Origin of the sequence: Sinorhizobium terangae, from assembly GCF_009601505.1 — a bacterium.
Lineage (GTDB): Bacteria > Pseudomonadota > Alphaproteobacteria > Rhizobiales > Rhizobiaceae > Sinorhizobium > Sinorhizobium terangae.
The window spans coordinates 36,531-55,078 of sequence record NZ_WITC01000099.1 but is presented as its reverse complement, the minus strand read 5'-3'; the positions used below and the strand labels follow the sequence as shown (position 1 = coordinate 55,078).

The 18,548-nt window shown below is 63.7% G+C and carries 18 protein-coding genes; 11 read left to right on the top strand and 7 right to left on the bottom strand.

Annotation, left to right across the window (positions count from 1 at the left end):
• The first annotated feature begins 281 nt into the window (after positions 1-281).
• The 8 genes from GHK62_RS23215 to GHK62_RS23180 all read left to right on the top strand — a co-directional run bounded on the left by GHK62_RS23215 (position 282) and on the right by GHK62_RS23180 (position 10,204).
• Positions 282-491: a cold-shock protein gene (locus GHK62_RS23215; RefSeq protein WP_153441409.1), complete on the top strand. Its 210-nt coding sequence runs from the start codon at positions 282-284 to the stop codon at positions 489-491.
• A gap of 126 nt (positions 492-617) precedes the next feature.
• Positions 618-905 (top strand): cold-shock protein, encoded by a 288-nt coding sequence (locus GHK62_RS23210; RefSeq protein ID WP_153441408.1) that lies wholly within the window; start codon positions 618-620, stop codon positions 903-905.
• 149 nt (positions 906-1,054) lie between these two features.
• Positions 1,055-1,291 carry a 30S ribosomal protein S21 gene (gene rpsU / locus GHK62_RS23205; RefSeq protein WP_153441407.1) on the top strand — a complete coding sequence of 79 codons (237 nt, stop codon included), beginning with the start codon at positions 1,055-1,057 and terminating at the stop codon, positions 1,289-1,291.
• A gap of 570 nt (positions 1,292-1,861) precedes the next feature.
• On the top strand, positions 1,862-3,019 hold the full coding sequence (locus GHK62_RS23200; RefSeq protein ID WP_234887017.1) for an AI-2E family transporter: 1,158 nt from the start codon (positions 1,862-1,864) through the stop codon (positions 3,017-3,019).
• Positions 3,020-3,107: 88 nt separating this feature from the next.
• Positions 3,108-4,226 (top strand): efflux RND transporter periplasmic adaptor subunit, encoded by a 1,119-nt coding sequence (locus tag GHK62_RS23195; RefSeq protein ID WP_153441406.1) that lies wholly within the window; start codon positions 3,108-3,110, stop codon positions 4,224-4,226.
• A gap of 3 nt (positions 4,227-4,229) precedes the next feature.
• On the top strand, positions 4,230-7,457 hold the full coding sequence (locus tag GHK62_RS23190; protein ID WP_153441405.1) for an efflux RND transporter permease subunit: 3,228 nt from the start codon (positions 4,230-4,232) through the stop codon (positions 7,455-7,457).
• Positions 7,458-7,690: 233 nt separating this feature from the next.
• Positions 7,691-8,767, top strand: coding sequence for a diguanylate cyclase domain-containing protein (locus GHK62_RS23185; protein ID WP_153441404.1), 1,077 nt, complete (start codon positions 7,691-7,693; stop codon positions 8,765-8,767).
• Positions 8,768-9,127: 360 nt separating this feature from the next.
• On the top strand, positions 9,128-10,204 hold the full coding sequence (locus GHK62_RS23180) for a diguanylate cyclase domain-containing protein (protein ID WP_153441403.1): 1,077 nt from the start codon (positions 9,128-9,130) through the stop codon (positions 10,202-10,204).
• A 277-nt stretch (positions 10,205-10,481) separates the two neighbouring features.
• Here GHK62_RS23180 and GHK62_RS23170 read toward each other — a convergent pair whose 3' ends face one another.
• The 7 genes from GHK62_RS23170 to GHK62_RS23145 all read right to left on the bottom strand — a co-directional run bounded on the left by GHK62_RS23170 (position 10,482) and on the right by GHK62_RS23145 (position 15,788).
• On the bottom strand, positions 10,482-11,171 hold the full coding sequence (locus tag GHK62_RS23170) for a glutathione S-transferase family protein (RefSeq protein ID WP_153441401.1): 690 nt from the start codon (positions 11,169-11,171) through the stop codon (positions 10,482-10,484).
• Between the two features lie 30 nt (positions 11,172-11,201).
• Positions 11,202-11,783 carry a VOC family protein gene (locus tag GHK62_RS23165; protein ID WP_153441400.1) on the bottom strand — a complete coding sequence of 194 codons (582 nt, stop codon included), beginning with the start codon at positions 11,781-11,783 and terminating at the stop codon, positions 11,202-11,204.
• Between the two features lie 59 nt (positions 11,784-11,842).
• Positions 11,843-12,004, bottom strand: coding sequence for an acyl-CoA synthetase family protein (locus tag GHK62_RS34465; RefSeq protein ID WP_283061318.1), 162 nt, complete (start codon positions 12,002-12,004; stop codon positions 11,843-11,845).
• Entirely contained in the window at positions 11,985-13,148 is a 1,164-nt protein-coding gene (locus GHK62_RS23160; RefSeq protein ID WP_234887015.1) for a phenylacetate--CoA ligase family protein, read from the bottom strand. Before GHK62_RS23160 ends, GHK62_RS34465 begins: the two co-directional genes overlap by 20 nt.
• 2 nt (positions 13,149-13,150) lie before the next feature.
• Entirely contained in the window at positions 13,151-13,948 is a 798-nt protein-coding gene (locus tag GHK62_RS23155; protein WP_153441399.1) for a citryl-CoA lyase, read from the bottom strand.
• Between the two features lie 27 nt (positions 13,949-13,975).
• Complete coding sequence (locus GHK62_RS23150; RefSeq protein ID WP_153441398.1) at positions 13,976-14,788, bottom strand: class I SAM-dependent methyltransferase; 813 nt, start codon at positions 14,786-14,788, stop codon at positions 13,976-13,978.
• A 91-nt stretch (positions 14,789-14,879) separates the two neighbouring features.
• On the bottom strand, positions 14,880-15,788 hold the full coding sequence (locus tag GHK62_RS23145) for an SDR family oxidoreductase (RefSeq protein WP_153441397.1): 909 nt from the start codon (positions 15,786-15,788) through the stop codon (positions 14,880-14,882).
• Between the two features lie 84 nt (positions 15,789-15,872).
• Between GHK62_RS23145 and GHK62_RS23140 the strand changes: the two genes are divergently transcribed.
• The 3 genes from GHK62_RS23140 (at position 15,873) to GHK62_RS23130 (ending at position 18,545) form a co-directional block, all read left to right on the top strand.
• Positions 15,873-16,448, top strand: coding sequence for a TetR family transcriptional regulator (locus tag GHK62_RS23140; RefSeq protein ID WP_153441396.1), 576 nt, complete (start codon positions 15,873-15,875; stop codon positions 16,446-16,448).
• A 301-nt stretch (positions 16,449-16,749) separates the two neighbouring features.
• Entirely contained in the window at positions 16,750-17,424 is a 675-nt protein-coding gene (locus GHK62_RS23135; protein WP_153441395.1) for a glutathione S-transferase family protein, read from the top strand.
• Between the two features lie 71 nt (positions 17,425-17,495).
• Positions 17,496-18,545 carry an aldo/keto reductase gene (locus GHK62_RS23130; RefSeq protein ID WP_153441394.1) on the top strand — a complete coding sequence of 350 codons (1,050 nt, stop codon included), beginning with the start codon at positions 17,496-17,498 and terminating at the stop codon, positions 18,543-18,545.
• Positions 18,546-18,548 lie beyond the last annotated feature (3 nt).

The window sequence follows — 18,548 nt, the reverse complement described above, 5'->3', positions numbered from 1 at the left end:
CCGCTGCCTGCACACGCCGGCCAGCGTGTCGATGGTCCTCGGAAATATTATCTTGGGTTCCCATCGGGCTCGATCGTATTTCCGCGTCACCCAAAACCTGCTTTCCCGATTAATTTCCGCCCGTCCATTGCATATCCGCTAATAACGTCTATATATGACCCGTCGAACATTGCTTGTGACCTTTGCCTCAGCGCCGACGCGCTCGACAGATTTCCTCTCAAATATCGATCAAATCGGATGAATATTCGTCCGGAAACTCCAACGATTGAAAGGAAATCGTTATGAATTCAGGCACCGTAAAATGGTTCAACAGCACCAAGGGTTTTGGTTTCATCCAGCCCGACGATGGCACGACGGATGTGTTCGTGCACGTTTCCGCGGTTGAACGCGCCGGAATGCGCTCGCTCGTCGAGGGCCAGAAGGTCAGCTACGACATCGTGCGCGACAACAAGTCGGGCAAGAGCTCGGCGGACAATCTGCGCGCTGCGTAATTTGTCATTCGCCGCCGCTGACCACGGATGTACTGGCAGCAGCGCCAAGCGAATGACAGGAAGAGGTCGGGGTAATGCCCGGCCTTTTTGTTTTGCCTCCGGAAGGTCTCGGCAAAGGAGATGGCGATGAGCCGCAACAGCTACAGTGTTGGCGACACGGTCGTACTCAGAGCCGACCTCACCCGGACGGCAAGCGACGATAGAAAATGCCGCATCGTCGGAACCCTACCGGCGGCCGAATACGGCGAGCCGCAGTATCGCATCCGCTTCGGCACCGAGAACTTCGACCGACGCATCTTCGAGAGCGACATCGATGCCTCCGAAACGGACTTGCCGGTTCGCCACGACGACGGGGCGGCGACGGTGAGCGGCAAACCATGGCTCAAACCGTTGAGCACAAAGGGAGCCAAGTGAAACAATCACTTGAGCCAATCGTTTTCCGGGTGACGCCAGGCGGTGTGCCGTCCGGGATTTTGAACCGGGGAGCCCCCTCTCCGCGTCAGACGAAACCGCATTCGAGCAACGCGTAACACGGCACCTGCCGTTGAAAGGAAGGACAGACTTTGCAAGTACTCGTCAGGGATAACAATATCGAGCAAGCCCTTCGCGTTTTGAAGAAGAAGATGCAGCGCGAAGGCGTTTTCCGCGAAATGAAGGCGCGTAGCGCCTACGAAAAGCCGTCCGAAAAGCGTGCGCGCGAAAAGGCGGAAGCCGTTCGCCGTACCCGCAAGCTGGCCCGCAAGAAGCTCCAGCGCGAGGGCCTGCTGCCGGGACCGAAGAAGGTCGCCCGCGCCCGATAGCGGAAAATCCGTGCCGGGGAAGGGAGTTCGCCTTCGCTCCGGCCGGGCCAATCGATCCAGAAATTCAAACTGCTTAAATGAGCGTTGCGCGCCCCACTACAGCGCCGCGCGTCTTTTCAGACGCACGCCAGGGGCGCTTGTAGCACTTTGAATTGCGGCATGATTTCATCTTTAAGTCGGCGACGATTTGAAGAAACATGCAGAAGGCGCGCCGTAGCCCCCGGCGATTGAAGCTCGCCTTCCGGACGGCGCGTGTCCGGGCGCATCTTCCCGCCACCCGACCCTCGCTGTACACTCCCCTCGCCGCCTGATCCGGTCCTGAACTGAAGTCAGAGCGATTCCAGGAAAAGTGTGCAACGGTTTTCCGTCCGGAATTGCGTCGCTTCAAAGAGCTGGATCACGCGGACTTGCCGACCGTTGCAGGGGCGCGCGGACGGCGGGCGTTTCTCGCCCCTACGGCGCAGCGCGTCTTATCAGACGTGCGAAGGACGCTGTAGCACTTTGAATTACTGCATGTTTTTATCCTTAAATCGGGTACGATTTAAGGATAAATGCAGTGGGGAAGTCGCCATGGATGATGTGCAAGCTCCGGTCAAGGCGGAAGCCGGCGCAAGCGGCTCGGCCAGCCCGGCGTCGATCGAGCCTCGGGTCACCGAATTCCTGCGGCTCGGGGTGCTTGCGCTTTTCGCCTACTTGTCGCTGACCCTCGTCGCCCCCTTCGCGATCATCGCCGTCTGGGCCGGTATTCTCGCGGTTGCGCTCTATCCGCTTTTCAAGGCGCTGACCGCCCTCTTCGGCGGTCGGCCGCGCCTTGCGGCGGCGGCAATCACGCTCCTCGCGCTCATGGTGATCGCCGGCCCGCTGGCGGCGATCGCGCTGAGCTTCGCCGAAGCCGTACAGGCGCTTCTCGGAAAGCTGGCGGCAGGTACACTTGCGGTGCCGGCGCCGCCGGATGCCGTGCGCGACTGGCCGCTGATCGGCGAATGGCTTCACACCGCCTGGACCCAGGCCTCCGGCAATCTTGAAGCGACGCTGCAGCGTCTTGCGCCGTCGCTGCTGCAGGCGGGCGGCACGGTAATTGGCAAGATCGCACGCATCGGCGTCGACCTCATTGGCTTTATCGTTTCGGTCATCATCGCCGGCTTTCTCTTCCGCCCCGGTCCGCGGCTCGGCGAAGGACTGAAAATTTTCGCCCGTCGGGTCGCCGGCGACCGCGGCGCCGGCTTCGTCGATCTCGCCGGCGCGACGATCCGCAATGTCGCACGCGGCGTGATCGGCGTGGCCTTGCTGCAGGCGCTGCTTGCCGGGCTCGCCTTCTCGCTCTTCGATATTCCTGGGGCGAGCGTGCTCGCCTTCGCAGTGCTCATCTTCTGCATCATCCAGATCGGCCCGGCCCCGGTGCTCCTGCCGGTCGTCATCTGGGCGTGGATGTCTATGGAGACCCGCGCCGCCCTCGGCCTGACGCTGATCCTCGCGCTGATCGGGCTGATCGACAACGTGTTGAAGCCGATGCTGGTCGCCCGCGGGCTGAAGACGCCGATGCTCGTCATTCTCGCCGGCGTCATCGGCGGCACACTCTCCTATGGGCTGATCGGCCTATTCCTCGGCCCGATCGTGCTCGGCGTCTTCTATGATCTCGTCGTCGCCTGGATGGGCTCGGCCCGGCGAGACGCCTCGACTCCGGACGCAACTAATCTGTCGACAAGCGATCAATCTGAAGTTGCGTGACTTGCCACGGTGAAGATGCTCTGGTTTCAATATTCCAGCGGAGAATAAGGGCCGCCTCAAAGCTGTTTCGTTCATAGGAGGACGTTGCATGCGTGGTTCGAGGATCCTGGCTGCCGCCCTTTCAGCGGGCTTGCTTGTCGCAATTCCATCGCAGACGGCCTTCGCTCAGCAGGCACAGGCACCGGCGCCCGCCGTCGTGGTCGCGCCAGCCGCGATCATGGATCTGCGCGAAAGCGCGGATTTCACCGGCAAGGTGGTGGCGATCCAGAGGGTCGATATTCGCGCCCGCGTTTCCGGCTTCCTGGAGAAAGTCAACTTCACCGAAGGCGATAAGGTCACCGCCGGCACCTTGCTCTATGAGGTCGAGGACGGCACCTATCGGGCTGCCGTCCAGGAGATCCAGGGCTCGATCGAGGCCGCCGAGGCAGCCCGCGACCTCGCCGTCCTCGAGCGCGACCGCGCGCAGCGGCTAATCTCCAGCAACACGGTCGCACAGGCAACGGTCGATACCGCCAATGCGCAGGTGAAGAAGGCCGAGGCCGATATCGTCCGCCTCACCGGCAGCAAGCAGGCGGCCGAGCTCAATCTTTCCTATACCCGGATCGTCGCGCCCTTCGACGGCGTCCTCGGCCTTACCAGCGTCGATGTCGGGGCGCTGGTCGGTCCGGATTCCGGCGCGCTGGTAACATTGACGCGGCTCGATCCGATCAATGTCGAATTCCCGGTCTCGACCGCCATCTTTCTCGAATATCGCCAGCGCGCGCTGAGAGGCGAAGTCGGCCGCGATGCCAATGTCGAGCTTCTGCTGCCGGACGGCACCACCTATCCAAAGAAGGGCACGATCAACTTCGTCTCCAGCAATGTCGCTGCGGGCACCGACACGATCACGGTCAGGGCCGAGTTTCCGAATCCCGACGCCCTCCTGCTCGACGGCACGCTGGTGCGCGTGACGCTCGAAGCGACCGACAAGCAGGAGGTGCTCGCCGTTCCCCAGCAGGCGATCCAGCGCGACCAGCAAGGCGCCTTCGTCATGGTGGTCGGGGACGACTCGAAGGTCGAGCTTCGCCGTGTCGACGTCCAGCGGACCGCTCGCGGCCAGGCGGTGATCGCCAAGGGCCTCAAGGAGGGCGAACGGGTGATCACCGATGGCGTCGGCAAGGTCAGGCCAGGTATCGCCGTCGATGCGGCACTGGCAACGGGCGGCTGAGCCATGATCTCCGAGATCTTCATCGATCGTCCCCGTTTTGCCGCGGTCATCTCCATCGTCTTGACGCTCGCCGGGCTGATCGCGCTCACCGCGCTACCGATCGCGCAGTTTCCCGATATCGTGCCGCCGCAGGTGAGCGTGACAGCCAGCTACCCGGGCGCCGGCGCCGAGGTGGTCGAGTCGACCGTGGCGCAACCGATCGAAAGCCAGATCGTCGGCGTCGACGACATGCTCTACATGAAGTCGACGAGCGGCGCCGACGGCTCCTACACGCTCACGGTGACCTTCGCCGTCGGCACCGATCCGGATATCGCCACCGTCAACGTGCAGAACCGCGTCTCGCTCGCCGAGGCGAGGCTCCCCTCCGAAGTCAGGCAGACCGGCGTCAGTGTGCGCAAGAAATCCTCCGCGCTGATGCAGGTGATCGCCATCTATGGCGAGGGTGAGAACACCAACTTCGACAACCTTTTCCTGTCGAACTACGCCACCATCAACGTGATGGATACGATCAAGCGCGTGCCTGGCGTCGGCGACGCCTCGCTCTTCGGCGCGCAGGATTATTCGATGCGGGTCGTGCTCGACATCGACCGGCTGACAAGCCTCGGCATGACGCCGACGGACGTGATCAACGCCCTGAAGGCCCAGAATATCCAGGCGGCGATCGGCCGCATCGGCGCCCAGCCGATGACGAACGATCCCCTCTTCCAGTTGAACCTGCAGACCCAGGGGCGACTCACCGATCCGGCGCAGTTCGAGAATGTGGTGCTGCGCGCCGAGCCCGACGGCTCTTTCGTGCGCATCCGCGACGTCGCCAAGGTGGAACTCGGCGCGGCGAGTTCAGATTCGAGCGCCCGCTTCAATGGCAAGCCGGTCGCGATGATCGGCACTTATCTGGCGCCCGGCGCAAACGCGCTTGAAGCCGCCGAGGGCGTCAGGGCCGCACTCGACCGCCTGGCGCAAGCCTTCCCGGAAGGCCTCACCTACAAGGTTTCCTACGACACCTCCGAATTCGTGGAGGCGAGCGTCGAAAACGTCGTGCACACGCTGGTCGAGGCCTTCGTGCTTGTTATCATCGTGGTCTTCCTTTTCCTCGGCAACTGGCGCGCGACGCTGGTTCCGCTCGTCGCCGTTCCGGTGGCACTCATCGGCACCTTCGCGGTGATCCTCGCCATGGGCTTCTCGCTCAACACCGTGTCGCTGCTGGCGCTGGTGCTGGCGATCGGCATCGTCGTCGACGACGCGATCGTCGTCGTCGAAAACATCGAGCGGGTGATGGAGGAAAATCCCGGTATGCAGGCGCCGGAGGCCGCGCGCCTTGCGATGGGCGAAATCACCGGCGCGATTGTCGCCATCACCCTCGTGCTGCTTTCCGTTTTCGTCCCGGTCGCCTTCATCCCGGGCTTGAGCGGTCAGCTCTTCCAGCAGTTCGCGGTCGCCGTTTCGGTATCGATGGTGATCTCCGCCATCAACGCGCTCACTTTAAGCCCCGCGCTCTGCTCGATCCTGTTGAAGCCGCATCACGGCGAGAAGCGCGGCGTTCTCGGCTGGCTGTCGCGCCGCATCGACAACGGCCGTGACGGCTATGTCTATGTCGCGGAAAAGATCGCGCGGCGCGCCATCATCGGCCTCGTTCTGATCGCGGTCGCGATCGGTGCCACGGGCTGGCTGTTCCGCATCGTGCCGACCGGCTTCCTGCCGAGCGAAGACCAGGGCATGTTCTTCACGGAAGTGCGCCTGCCCGAAGGCGCCTCTTACAATCGCACCAATGTAGCGCTGCGCCAGGTCGAGAATTTCCTCCGTGGCATCGAAGGCGTGCAGGACGTGACCAGCGTCGCCGGCTACAGCTTCCTCGACGGCATCTCGAAGTCGAACAGCGCCTTCGCAGTCGTCACAATGAAGCCCTTTGCCGAGCGCGAGGCGGTCTCGGCCTCGGTCAACAGCGCGGTCGCGACGGCCATGGCCAAGGGCGTGACGATCCGCGAGGCACAGGTTTTCGCCTTCAACCTGCCGCCGATCCTCGGGCTCGGCACCGGCTCCGGTTTCGAATATCAGCTGCTCGACCTGCAGGGCCGCCCGGCGGCCGACATCGCCGCGACAGCCGGCGGGCTGATCATCGCCGCCAACCAGAACCCGAAGCTCGGGCCGACCTTCACCACCTATTCGGCAAGTTCGCCGCAGCTCTATCTCGACATCGACCGCGACCGCGTGCAGGCGCTCGGCGTCTCGATCAGCGATCTTTTCGCGACGCTGCAAGGCACGCTCGGCTCTTACTATGTCAACGACTTCAACCTTTTCGGCCGCAGCTGGAAGGTGAACCTCCAGGCGGCCGAGGCCGACCGCGATTCCGTCAACGACATCCAGCGCCTGCATGTGCGCAATGCTTCGGGCGGCATGGTGCCGGTCGCGTCCATCGCGCGCGTCGACTATATCGTCGGCCCGCAGTCGATGGTGCGCTACAACAACAACCGCTCGATCACGCTCAACGGCCAGCCCGCCCCCGGCGTCTCCTCGGGCGAGGCGCTGCAAGCGATGGCCGCCCTTTCCGCCACCACGCTGCCGCCGGGCTTTAGCTACGAGTGGACCGGCACCGCGTTGCAGGAACTCGAGGCCGCCGGACAGACGACGGTGATCCTGGCGCTCGCCGTGCTCTTCGCCTACCTCTTCCTGGTCGCGCTTTATGAAAGCTGGACCATCCCGATTCCGGTGCTCCTGTCGGTGGCCGTCGGCGTCGCGGGCGCCCTCGTCTCGGTGCTGATCGCCGGCCTCTCCTTCGACATCTACGCCCAGATCGGCCTTGTCGTGCTGATCGCGCTCGCCTCCAAGAACGCGATCCTGATCGTCGAATTCGCCAAATTCCGGCGCGAGAAAGGCGCCGGCATCGTCGAGTCCGCCGTCGAGGGCGCGCGTACCCGCTTCCGCGCGGTGATGATGACAAGCTTCGCCTTCATCGTCGGGTTGATTCCGCTGGTGACGGCGCAGGGCGCCGGCATGCTCAGCCGCCGCGCCGTCGGCACCGGCGTCGCCGGCGGCATGCTCGCCGCCTCCCTCCTCGGCATCTTCATCATCCCCGCCCTCTACGTCGTCTTCCAGTGGCTGCGCGAACGCGGCCATAAGCTCGCCGGGCTGAGGGAGCACGGAACAAGCGTACCGCCGGCGGTAAGGGAGGCTGCTGAGACGCGGGACGAGCATGGCGACGAGACGCGCCCCCATGCGTCGATCGGGCAGGATTGAGGGGCAGTCGCGGCCAAAATCCCCACAACCCCAAACATTCTCCCTATTCCTTTCACCCGCCCTTAACGCGCGTTCGCTTACTTTCGGCTGTTCGATCGGATGCATCAGGCATCGTTCCGTCCGCATCACGCGGGATCGAAGATCCTTGCCGCCATTTTTCCGATCCGAGGTTTCCGCTTCATGCGTTCCCTCCCCGTCGCGCATCAGACGCTTTTCTTGAAAGGTGCCGCACCATGGCTGTCGTGAGCCCTTCGCCGAAACATATTGCGCAGCAGATCCGCCGGGATGTCTATTACAATGCCTTCGCAACGCTGGAGCGGCTGCAGATCGATGCCTCGCCGGTCAATTACGAGCTGATGTGCGAAATCATCAGCGGCAACAATCCGGAACTGCGCGAGAAGTTCGCGCGCCTCGGCCGCGACGTGACCGAGGAGGATCTGGATGTCTTGGCGCGCATGTACCTGCCGCACCATTTCGGCCAGTCGAAGGTCGAGGAGTCGACCACCCGCATTCAGAGCGAACTCTCGACTTTGAAGGAGTCGCTGCAATCGGGCCACAGCTCCCTTTCGAGCTATTCGACCATGCTCGGCCAGGCGAGCGGCAATTTCTCCTCGATCGATCCGGGCGATACCCAAAGGATCCAGTCCGAGCTGCAGGCGATCCGGGCGGCGACCGACATCCAGCGCTCGAAGAGCGACGAGATGCTGGAAAGCGTTTCGACCCATATCTCGGCGGTGACCGCGATTACCGGCGACCTCGACGAGTTCGAGCGGGCGAAGTTCACACACGCCGCCACTAATCTCGCCAACCGGCGCGGCTTCAACCGCAAGCTCGCCGAGCTTTACGGTGGCGAGCGCTATCCGGACGGCGCGGCCCTCATCCTCTGCAATCTGCTGGCGCTCGAACCCTTCGAGAAGAAGGAACTGATCAAGCACAAGGAAGCGATCCTGCAGCGCCTCGGCTCCGTGGTCTCGCAGACCATCCACGCCACCGATTTCGCCGCCTGGCTCGACCGGCCGCAGATCGGCATTCTCGTCGGAACCACCAGCGAAGCGGAAATCCAGCGGGTCGCCGAGCACATCCGCATGAACTGCCTGCGCGCCTTCAGTGGTCAGCGACCGGGCATGCCCGCCGTCACGGCCCATTTCGGATGCAGCACGACCTATGACGCCGACACGGCGGCGAGCCTCTTCATCCACGCCGAAACGGCGCTCGAAACCGCCACCGAACAGGCCGACGAAGCCGTCGTCTTCTTCCTGGACAGCAAGGCTGGCGGCCAACGCAAAGACTGGTCGCTCTACAAGCGCTGACCTTTCTGCCCTCACCACGCGTTCATTCGCGCGGCTCCCCTTTTCAGACTGCATCTTCCCTGACCGGATCGGTCGAGGGCAGTTACTGCTGTTTCACAGCCGCGATCGCAAACTTCGGGACCGCTTTGCCGTTTCCGGCCGATTATCGTTTGCTAATTCACCAGTCATTAATGGACGAGAGCTTACTCTAGGTTGTCCGACGGGACGCGGTCGCGTCAATCAAATCGCATGAATGGCGGAGTCGGACGCGATACCACTCGCTGCTGCATATCGATACGAGGCTCCGGCCCCCCGCGTACCTGTCCGACCGTCGTCCCAGGTGCATTTGCCTGTGACGCTTCATGCGAAAGGCGCTGCACCATGGCGATTGCGAATTCCTCCCCGAAACAGCTTGCGGATCAGAGCCGCAAGGAACTCTGCTACACCGTTTTTGCCACGCTGAACCGGCTGGAGATTCATGCCTCTCCGGTCAATTACGAGCTCATGTACGAGATCATCAGCGGCAGCAATCCGGAGCTCCGGGAGAAATTTGCCCGCCTCGCCAAGCCGATCGCGGAGGAAGAGGTCGATGCACTCGCACGGGCCTATCTGCCGCATCATTTCGGCAAGTCGCTCCTCGACGAATCCACCAACCGCATCCAGAGCGAGCTTTCGACCCTGAAGGAGTCGCTGCAATCGGGCCACAGCTCGCTCTCCAGCTATTCGAGCCTGCTCGGCCAGGCGACCGGCAAGATCTCTTCGATGGACCCGAGAGACACGAAGTCGATTCAGTCCCACCTGCAGGCGATCCGGCAACTGACAGAGGTGCAGCAGTCGAAGAGCACGCAGATGCTCGAAAGCGTTTCGACGCAAATCACGGCCGTCGCGGCCATTGCGAGCGACGTCGAGGAATTCGAGCGCACGAAATTCACCCACCTCGCCACCAACCTCGCCAACCGCCGCGGCTTCAACAAGAAACTCGCCGAACTCTATGGCGGCGAGCGTTATCCCGAAGGCACATCGCTCATCCTCTGCAATCTGCTGGCGCTCGAACCCTTCGAGGCCAAGGAACTCGTCAAACTCAAGGAAGCGATTTTGGAGCGGCTCGGCTTCGTCGTGTCGCAGATCGTGCAGGCGACCGACTTCGCCGCATGGCTCGACCGGCCGCAGATCGGCATCCTCGTCTGGACGAGCGCCGAAGCGGAAATCCAGAAGGTGGCGGACCAGTTGAAGAAGAGCTGCCAGAGCGCATTCGATAACCGCCAGCGCCGCATGCCGGTGGTCCTCGCCCGCTTCGGGTGCAGCACCACCTTTGACGCCGGCACCGCCTCGGAACTGGTCGGCCACGCCGAAAAGGCCCTGCAGACCGCCACCGAAACAGCGAGCGACCGGGTCGTGTTCTTCGCCGGCAGCGAAGGTGGCGGCACCCGCAAGGACTGGATGCTCTATCGGAAGTGAGGCTTGCGTGCGGCGCAAGCGAGCAAAGCGACGGCGCGATTCTGGATCCTCGGGTCAAGCGCTACAGCGCCGCGCGTCCAATCGGACGCGCAAAGGTCTCTGTAGCGCTTTGAATTGCTGCATGATTTTGTCCTTAAATCGATTCCGATTTAAGGAATCATGCAGTAGGATGACCGAAAGAGAAGGCCCGGCGGCAAAACAACAATGCGTCGTGCTTATGCGAACCCGCAGCAAACCACCACAATGCGCTGGTTCAACCTAAGTACGCTCTACCCTGTCACCTCTGACCGCGCACATAACTAATGTAGCTGCGAACGTCTGCCGCCGGCTCGCTATAGGCGCTGCCGAGCGCCTCCTCCATCGACGCCATATAGGTCTTCGCCCAATCCGGCAGCGGATAGTCGATCACCGCGAGGAACTCGAGCGTCGCAGCAAGCCTGATGTCGGCGATCGAGGGTTTTGCGCCGCCGATGAAGGACCTGTTGCCGATAAAGAACCTGTGGAACACCTCGAGCGGCTCTGCCAGCGCCTCGGTCGCGGCCATACGCGCATGCTCCTTCGCCACCGGGTCGGCATCGCTGTAGCCGACCTCGCCCGGATATTGCGGGAAGTTGAGCGCCGGATAGGTGGCGCGGGCGAGATAGGGATAGAAAGTGCCGATCAGGTAGAACATGGCGCTGTCGATCATCGCGCGCGCCTCGGGGTCTTTCGGATAGAGGTCGTCGAGGCCGTTCTTGTTGCAGAGATACTGCATGATCGCACAGCTTTCCCACAGCGCCCCCATCGGCAGGTCCCTCATTTCGATCATCGGCGTCAGATGCGACGGCGCCTTCGCCAGATATTCGGGCGTACGCGTCTGGCCGAAGACGTCGGTCTCGTTGAAATCGAGGCCCGCCGCGCGCATGAAGACACGCGCCGTCATGTTGTTGACGCTGGGCTTGATCACGTTGAGCTTGATTTCAGGCATGATTGCTCCTCCCTTTTGGTCCCACTCTCATCAGTAAGGGTTCTTCGGCGTCCGATCCTCCGACAGCGAGCCCCGCGTCCGTTCGGTCAGCGCCTCGATGGCGTCGGCAAGGTGCACCTCGGCGATGTTGTAGTCGCCGCGCGCCACTCGCACCTTGTGCGCCTCCATCAGTACCTCGGCGTGGGTGTGGCCGGCCGGCGGCTCGAAACGATAGGAGGCGAGTTCGACAAGCAGCCCGAGCGGATCCTCGAAATAGATCGAATCCATGAAGCCGCGGTCCTTGACCCCGCTGTGCCGGATCTCCCGCTCATTCAGGCGCTCGACCGCCTGCTGAAACGTCGCACGCGAGACGGCAAAGGCGATGTGGTGCACGCAGCCGATGTCGGTCGAGGTCCGCTTCGAGTCGGGCTTGCGGTTCTCGTCCGTGAAGACGGTGATCAGCCGGCCGTCGCCCGGATCGAAATAAAGGTGACTTTCCGTCGCCCGGTCGAGGTTCGGCTGCTCGAACACAAAGGGCATGCCGAGCAAGCCTTCCCAGAAATCGATCGAAGTCTGGCGGTCCGCGCCGACCAGCGTGATGTGATGAACCCCTTGCGATTGCAGCTTTCGCATCGTCATCCTCCCGTTTTTTTGCTTGGCGGCGCGTCGACGCAAGCCGCACAAGTCTGATCTTACTCCGCTCTCTGCACCAGTTTCGACTTGTATTCGCTGCGCTGAAGCGACCCCCAGGGCAGGATCTCCACGCGCGTCGAGACGACCAGCACCTCGCGGATGCGCTTCTCGATGCTTATGGCGAGCCCCGCGCGGCCTTCGCTATCCTTGCCGAGTTCCACCGAGACCGGCAAGGGCGGCCTGTCGCGGCCCCCTCGCTACGGGCCTCACCAGGATCATGCCGCTGACGGCCGGCGCAAATTCGCTGACCACGTCGCGGATGGCCGAGGGAAAGATGTTGACGCCGCGTACGATGAGGAGGTCGTCGGTTCGGCCGATGCAGCGCACGCGCGGCGCCGTCCGCCCGCAGCGGCAGGGCGACGTCCACATCTCCACGTGATCGCGTGTGCGAAACCTGAGCATCGGCGCCGCCCGGTGCTGGAGATGCGTCAGCACCAGTTCGCCGCGCGCGCCGTCCTCAAGCGCGACGGGCGCGGCGGTTTCCGGGTCGACCAGTTCGGCATGGACGACGCCGCGGCCGCCGAGATGCATGCCGCATTGCTCCTCGCATTCGCCCCAGAGCGACACGCCGATATCACCGATGCCCATCGCCTCGGTAACCTTCGCACCCCACGCCTCTTCGAGCCGCGCCCGAAATTTCGGCTCGCCGCCGCCGGGCTCGCCGGCGACCAGCAGTCGCCTGACGCTCGATCTCTTCAGATCGAAGTCGCGCTCCGCCGCCCATTCCGCGAGATAGGTCGCATAGGAGGGCGTCATTACCGCGGCCGCGGGCCGCAAAAGGCGGATCGCCGCCATCAGCCGCTCGGTGTGTCCAGTGCCAACCGGGATATGGCACAGGCCCAGCCGGTCGAAGGCGGCGAGCGCTGCGCCGGCCACGAACGGGCCGGCGTTGTAGGTGGAAACGATCGCCTCGCCCGGCCGGATGCCGGAGGCGGAATAGCTGCGCGCCGAGGTCGTCACCCAGTTGTCGAGGTCACCCGCCGTCAGCGGAATATAGCTCGGCGTCCCGGTCGTTCCGCTGGTCGAATAGATCCGCACAATCTCGCTGATCGGCGCGGCCACATGCGTTCCCATCGGATCGGCCGCGCTGCAGCTTGCGCGGATTTCGCTCTTCTCGGTGAGGGGCAGATCGACGATGGCGGCGAGACCGCCAATCTCGGCAGTGGTGTGGAAGCCGGCGGTCTCCAATTTTGTCCGATAGAAGCGCGAACGGGCGAGCAGATATTCGATCTGTTGTCGATAGAGCGCGTCGTCGAGCCGGACTTGCTCGCGCCAGGGCAGCGTTTCGATCTCGGGATCAAGCATGGTCAGCCGCCCCCCTCCTCTTCGTCTGTCCTGTAGGTAACTGATGCCTCCGCCGCCGACGCCATGGCGAAGCCGATCGGGTTTACCCGCTCTTCCGTCAGGTGCGCGAGAATGCCGCCCGCCCGGGCGAGCAGCGGGATCGCCTTGACCATCGTCACCGGGAACCCGAGGTCGAGAAGCACGGCGGCGATCGGCATGGACACGTTCATCACCAGCGGTTTACCCCAGACTTCAGCGGCGGTCGTGCGGGTAAGCCGCGCAAGCTTCACATGCGTGCCGCTCACGCCGCGCTCATCGGCAAGTTCGAGAATGCGCTCGGCGCGCGGATCGACGGGACGGTGCACCGGATGGCCGAAGCCCGGCAGCTTGCCGTCCGCCTCGCGAATGTCGGTGACCAGCGCGCGCACCGCAGCATCGGCATCCTCGCCGGCAGCGATGCGCGCTTCGGCCTTCACCAGCAGCGCGCCGCAGAGCTCGGCGGTTCCGACCAGCACCGGCCCGCAGCCGAGAAGACCGGCCGCCAAGGCGCCCTGAAGCGAATCCGGGTCGGCCGCGAGCGTCATCCGCGCCGCCTGCACGGTCGGCATCATGCCATGCTCGGCTATCGCGATCAGCAAGAGGTCGAGAAAATAGCGCTGGTCCTCCGTCGGCTCCCGGCCGGTCGTCAGCAGATGGAAGTATTCCGTGAACGTCAGCCGCCCCATCAGGTCGCGGCAGAGATCGCGGCCGCGCACCTCGACCCGATCCGCACTTACCGTTGAGATCCGGCTCGTCGCCGCACGCTGTTTGCCGATTTGCATACGTTCCTCCGGCCGCATGAAACTGCGCTAACGGCTAGCCGCCACGACATGGGCCCTGATGCGCCCGTCGATTGCGCCTTCGCCATAGCGCTGGTGAAGGGCGTCGGTTGCCGCCCGCGTCGCCCCGCCGAGGCCTGAAGGATCGCGCGCCTCGATTTCGTTTCTGAGCGGCGACCCCTGGCAGAAACCGGTCGCGATCTCCTCGGCCGAAAGCGCGCCGTTTTTCTTTTCCAGCGTCTCCAGCGTGATGTTGCGGAAACCGGCCGCCTCCAGGTCGGCGCGGATTAAGGCGGGGTCACCATAGCCATGCGGCGTTCTCGCGAGGAATCGCGGCGGGTCGGCGGGAAAATGCGCGGCCAGCGCTTCCGTCACCACGTGCGCCAATTCGTTCGTCTCGATCGCGTCCCAGACATTGAAGAGGAAATAGCCGCCCGGCTTCAGGACGCGATGGGTCTCTCGGTAAGCCTGCACCCTGTCCGGGAAGAACATCACGCCGAATTGGCAGAAGACGACGTCGAAGCTCCAGGCTTGGAATGGCAGCGCCAACGCATCCGCCTGTCGCCAGGTGATGCGCGGATCGTCCCCTTGCTTTTGTGCCGCGAGATCAAGCATCGGCTGGTTGAGGTCGGTCGCGACGAGCCGCGCGTTGGCGTCCATTTGCGGCGCGAGCGCGCGGGTGACGACGCCGGTTCCGGCCGCGATCTCCAGTATGTCGTGGGGTTTCAGCCGGGCCACGCGCGCGGCAAGATCGCGTGCATAATCCGAGAAGATAAGCGGCACCAACAGTCGATCGTAGAGCTCCGGTATCGCCCCCGCAAACACCTTGTCGATTTCCGCCATCGTGCCTGCCCTCCCGTCAAACAGATGTCGAAGGCGCGATCATACGCCGGTCGAGGGGAGCGCGGAAGGTGGTGGTCAGACGTCGATGGCCTTATCGATATCCCGTCGCGTCCGCCGGTTTGCCGGGATCCATCACCTCGTCCATGTAGCGCCAGCAATCCGGCCGGGAGCCGTCGATATCGGTGAAGCCGTAGACCTTGGCAAGGCCGCCGCTCGAAAGAGACTTGCCGTTCCACCGGGCCGTGTCCGGGTCGGCAGCGAGTGCTGCGACCGCGCGGCCGACGAACTGCGGCGTCTCGGAGATGACGAAGTGCGGCTGCTTCTGAGCCGCGTCGCGCCAGTTGGCCTCCGTGACGCCGAAAGCCTCCAGCATCATTTCCGAGCGAAGCCAGCCGGGGGTCAGCGAAACCGCCGTCGCGCCGTGCGCCACAAGATCCTTCGCATGCGCCCAGGCCATCCTGTTCGCCGAGACCTTGGCGAGATCGTAGAAGGGCGAGAGCCGATAGTGTTCGGCATTGTACTCCGCCGTTCCGTCCGTCACCTCGACGAGAAGACCACCCGGCCGCTCGATCATCAGCGGCAACGCGTAATGCGCGGTGATCAGGTGCGTGTCGATCGCAAGCCTTAGTATCCTCAGCCCGTTTTCGAGATCGTGGTCCCAGACCGGCTTGTTCCACTCGAACAGCCGCTCGCCGCCCCAGATATCGTTGACGAGGATGTCGAGCCGGCCCCGTTCCTGGCGGATGCGGTCGACGAGCGCCCTCACCTGCTCCGCCTGCAGATGGTCGACCTGGACTGCGATCCCGACGCCGCCTGCCGCTGTCACTCGCTCCGCCGTCTCCTCGATCGTCTCGGGCCGTTGGTACTCCGATTGCTCCGTGCGCGTCGTCCGCCCGGTGACATAGACGGTCGCACCCGCTGCCCCGAGTTCAACCGCGATTCCGCGCCCGGCGCCGCGCGTTCCGCCGGCCACAAGCGCCACTTTTCCCGTAAGCGACATCGCTTCCTCCCATCGAAATTGATCTGGCATTTGGCGTGAGCTCTATATATAAACGCTTATTCGGTTATAAATAAAGGTCCCAAAATGCCTCGCCCCAAAACCTTGCCCGACGAAGACGTGCTCGACATGGCGCTCGCGATCATGCGCAGGCAAGGGCCGGACGCGTTGACCTTCGCAGCGCTCTCTGCCGGCTGCGGCCTTTCCGCCTCGACGCTGGTGCAGCGTTTCGAAAGCAAGACCCGCCTCATCCAGGCGGCGCTCTCGCAGGCCTGGGACCGGCTCGACCGCCTGACACTTGAGCTGGCCGAGAGCACACCGAAGACGCCTGAAGGCGCGGTGGCGCTCTTGGTCGGCCTTTCCGGCGATTATGGCGGCATCGAATCCTATGCTGACGATCTCATGATCCTGCGCGAGGATCTGCGCGATCCGGCGCTCCGCGCCCGTGGCGCGCACTGGCGTGGCGTGCTGTCTGACGCGATCGATGCGCGCTTCGCCGGCGTGCCGGCCGCCCCCGCCGGCATCGGCCTGATGATGGCCTCGCAATGGCAGGGCGCCCTTCTCTGGTGGAGTTTTGACCCGCGCATGCCGGTGCAGGACTACGTCCGCCAGAGCCTCGACCGCTTCGTTGCCGCGTTCACGGGATCGTCTTCGGGGCCATGACGGCGTCGGTTCTCTCTTCATCTTCGTACTCCACCGTCATCCTCGGGCATGACTCGAGGATCCAAGCACAGGCAGCCGACAACACGTCGCGAGCCCGAAGTGGCGGCTGGATTCTGGATCCTCGGGTCAAAGCCCGAGGATGACGGAGCAAGGGGAAGCCGCGGATAAAAGCAGCCGAAGCCCTAGTTGCTCACGGCGAGACGCGCCGCGGCTGGAACCCTCCGGCTCCCCTTTTTCCCACCGCGATTGCGCCCTATAGTCATGGCGCGACGGCATCGGCCCGAAGACAAGGGATTTCGACATGGCGCTTACCCTCTATCTCCATCCGCTCGCCTCCTTCTGCCACAAGGTGCTGATCGCGCTCTATGAGTCCGGAACACCCTTCGAAAGCCGGCTGGTCGACCTAGCTGATGCGGACGAGCACGCCCACTTCCTCGATCTCTGGCCGGTCGGCAAGATTCCGGTTCTGCATGACGACGCCCGACACCAGACGGTGCCGGAAACCTCGATCATCATCGAATATCTTGAGCGGCACTACCCCGGCAGGAGGCCGCTTATTCCGCTCGACGCCGCGCAGGCCCTCGAAGCGCGGCTCTGGGATCGCTTCTTCGATCTCTATGTCCAGGTGCCGATGCAGAAGATCGTCACGGACAAGCTGCGGGCGATGGGTGAAAATGACCGGCGCGGCGTCCTCGATGCACGTGCGGCACTGCCTGTCGCCTATGACATGCTTGAGCGGCAGGTGGCCGACAGGACTTTCGTGATCGGCGAGAGCTTCACGATTGCCGATTGCGCCGCCGCCCCCGCCCTCTTCTATGCCGGCATCGTCGTGCCTTTCGACGGCACGCATCCCAATCTCGCCGCCTATTTCGAGCGGCTGCTCGAGCGCCCCTCTTTTCAGCGCACGCTCGCGGAGGCGCGACCTTACTTCCCCCTGTTTCCCTACCATGACGCGATTCCCGCGCGCTTCCTTTGACGTCGCGCGCTGTGTGACATCATGCGACGGAATGCACAGGACGCTGTCGAAAACCACGGAAGGATCGGGAAATGGAATACCGTCTGCTCGGCCGCTCGGGCCTGAAAGTCTCGACGATCACCATGGGCACCATGACCATCGGCGGCGAAGGGAAGTTCGCCCAGGTCGGCAATGTCGGCCTCGACGAAGCCCGCCGCTATGTCGACCTCTGCCTCGATGCCGGCGTCAACCTGATCGACACCGCCAATATCTATTCCGCCGGGGCATCGGAGGAGATCATCGGCGAAGTCCTCGGCGGCAAGCGCAAGAACGGCGTGCTGATTGCCACCAAGGCGCGCTTTTCCATGGGCCCCGGCCCGAACGACGGCGGCCTCTCGCGCCATCACCTGATCAGCGAATGCGAGGCGAGCCTGAAGCGGCTGAAGACGGATGTCATCGACCTCTACCAGGTGCACCAATGGGACGGCCAGACGCCGCTCGAAGAGACGATTGCCGCGCTGGACACGCTCGTCAACCAGGGTAAGGTGCGCTACATCGGCTGCTCCAACTATTCCGGCTGGCACATCATGAAGGCGCTCGGCGTCAGCGCCCACGAGCATCGCCAGCGCTTCGTCAGCCAGCAGATCCACTACACGCTCGAAGCGCGCGAGGCCGAATACGAGTTGATCCCGATCGCGATCGACCAGGGCCTCGGCGTGCTCGTCTGGAGCCCGCTCGCCGGCGGACTGCTTTCCGGCAAGCACCGGCGCGGCCAGACGCCGGAAGGCACGCGCCAGCTCGCCGGCTGGAACGAGCCGCCGATCCGCGACGAGGAGCGGCTTTGGAAGATCGTCGACATGCTGGTGGCGATCGCCGCCGAGCGCGGCGTCTCGCCCGCGCAGGTGGCGCTCGCCTGGCTTATCGGCCGCAAGGGTGTGACCTCCGTCATCATCGGCGGGCGCAAGGAGGAACAGTTCCGCGACAATCTCGCCGCCGCCAGCCTCAAGCTTACCGAGGAGGAGCGCGAGCTGCTCGACGCCGTCAGCCTGCCGCCGGTCATCTACCCCTATTGGCACCAGCTATGGACAGCCAAGGATCGCCTCGGCGAGGCCGACCTGTCGTTGCTCGGGCCGCATGTTTAAAGG